This is a genomic window from Pontitalea aquivivens, from assembly GCF_046507575.1.
In the GTDB taxonomy this organism is placed as follows: Bacteria; Pseudomonadota; Alphaproteobacteria; order Rhodobacterales; family Rhodobacteraceae; genus Pontitalea; species Pontitalea aquivivens.
On record NZ_JBKFEY010000072.1, the window covers coordinates 1 to 2,028 of the forward strand.

Sequence of the window (2,028 nt, forward strand, 5' to 3'; positions counted from 1 at the left end):
ACAGAGCCCCCCATGACCAGGAAACATGATCGCAGTGGGCGACAGCGCTCACCTTGGGAGATCGTCCCGAAAGTGGTCCATCTGGTGCATCCGCTCGTGCAGGATCGTCACGATGCCCACGTCCCCGTTCGACAGCCGCCGCCAGTACACGAAATGATGCGCGTGCCGGAAGTGGAAGCCATCGACCCCGAATTCCGCCGGAACGGGGCGCGATGCAACTCCGCCCCCTTCGATGCGGTCGAACGCGGCAAACAGATCGGTGATGTACCGATCGGCCTGCTCGATGCCCCAACGTTCGCGGGTGTAACGGTAGATCTCGTCAAGCCGCAGCGATGCGGCCTCCTGGACGCGAATGGCCACGCCGTCAGCCCCGATTACGGGCGATGACCTCGGCGGCGCTCAATGGGCGATAGCTTTCCTCCGGAGCCGCGAAGGCACGCGTCAGCTCAGCCTTCAGACGATCAAACGCCTCCCGCTCCACCCGCTCCTTGTCGCGCCGGATCAGGTCGCGGACGTATTCGCTGATGTTCTCGTACGACCCATTCTCGCCCACGTTCGACGCCACGAACTCGCTCAGTGCGCCGCTGATGCGGACCGTCATCGTTGTGGTCTGGGACATGGTCGCCTCCGTCTGCTTGTATTCAAGATAAGCAAGAATGAACACGCGGGCAAGGGCGGCTGCCCAGCGATTACAGCGCCGGGTCGGACCGCATGCCGTGATCGCCATCTTCGCTTCGCGCCTTCTGGGATCAATCGGAATGTTCAGAACAACGCTTTGCTTGAACGGTCCCATGACGGTTTCAGAAATGGTCGCCAGACAGGTCTGCTATTTCTTGTTCCGACATAGTTCGCTCGTTTTCGGGACGAAAGGGCTCGTAGTCTTTGATGTTCCACAGGTCCTGACCTTGGGCACTGCGGATAAGCAGCCTTTCTATACTCAGCGCTTCGCTCTTCGTAAGCCCTTCAAGGACAACCTTGACCGTCATCTCGCCACGGGTAAAAAAGTGCTCGTTGATCTTCCGGTTGTGGGAAACACCGGAATTTACATGCTTCCAACGATCGCTCCGGCCTTCACCAAAGTACCTGATTGCACCATCCGCGTCCTGAACCTGATAGACGATATGATCAGTTAAAGCGCGGTTATTCGCGACCAGCCTGAGTGGGTTCTTCCGACGATGCGCCTGGACTGTCGTCACCTTTCCCGATTGAAACGTTCGTGTGTGGGACGAAACCTCATGCCTCTTACGATCTGGCAGAAGCTGGATCAGTTTGTCGATCGGTCCGAACTTAACATGAATGGGACTAATGTATTCCATGGGGCCGGTGTCAAAACCCGGGATCTGATAGCGGCAGAAGCCCTGTTTCCTGAACCGGCTCTCTATTCCTTCTACCCACCCATCCAGAGCTGCACCGCCATATGCTTTGAATTCGTCTAATGTCATGGCAGTCATCGGGATGATCACGAACCCGAAAGCATGGGTTTCTCTGTCCAGAAAGAGATGGTGGGATATCTCATCTGCCCAGATATAATCCTCCGCACGGATGTTGTGCGCATGTGACAAAAGCTTGGCATCGGCCTCAAGCAAAAAAGCTGCGTTCCAGCAGTCACTCTTGTCGAACATTACCATATGGCGTGAACCCCAAGGCTGAATTTTGCCGCGCGAAAGGCTGCCACTTTCTTGTGCTTCGACGAAGACTTTGAGAGACGCTTCCAGCAGAAAGCCGCTACCGCCTTCCGCGACGGCGTTCCCGCTTCCAAATTTAGATGACATCGTCATCTCGACGAAATCGTTAGGGGATGGGTTGCTGCCGAAGTCGTCAAACACTCCAGAAATGAAGCCGTTCAGGTTCTTGGCTGGCAAGACAGATAATGCACGAGTCAACTCTCTTCGAAACTTCTGCTCTCTGCGCTTTTGCATCTGCTCTGATACGAGAAGAGCCATTGTCTGGGGTCCTTTTTGTATCAAGACGGTCCGGGGCTGCGAAAACCTTCGGCCAAATTAGGCTTGGTCTGGCGACGCAGTGATC

At 55.9% G+C, this 2,028-nt stretch carries 3 protein-coding genes; all 3 read right to left on the reverse strand.

Going from position 1 to position 2,028, the window contains the following annotated elements; all coding sequences use genetic code 11:
• Positions 1-48: 48 nt before the first annotated feature.
• Positions 49-360 (reverse strand): type II toxin-antitoxin system RelE/ParE family toxin, encoded by a 312-nt coding sequence (locus ACK8OU_RS20080; RefSeq protein WP_410305103.1) that lies wholly within the window; start codon positions 358-360, stop codon positions 49-51.
• A 4-nt stretch (positions 361-364) separates the two neighbouring features.
• Entirely contained in the window at positions 365-619 is a 255-nt protein-coding gene (locus ACK8OU_RS20085) for a ribbon-helix-helix domain-containing protein (protein ID WP_410305105.1), read from the reverse strand.
• 181 nt (positions 620-800) lie between these two features.
• On the reverse strand, positions 801-1,943 hold the full coding sequence (locus ACK8OU_RS20090) for a hypothetical protein (RefSeq protein WP_410305104.1): 1,143 nt from the start codon (positions 1,941-1,943) through the stop codon (positions 801-803).
• Positions 1,944-2,028 lie beyond the last annotated feature (85 nt).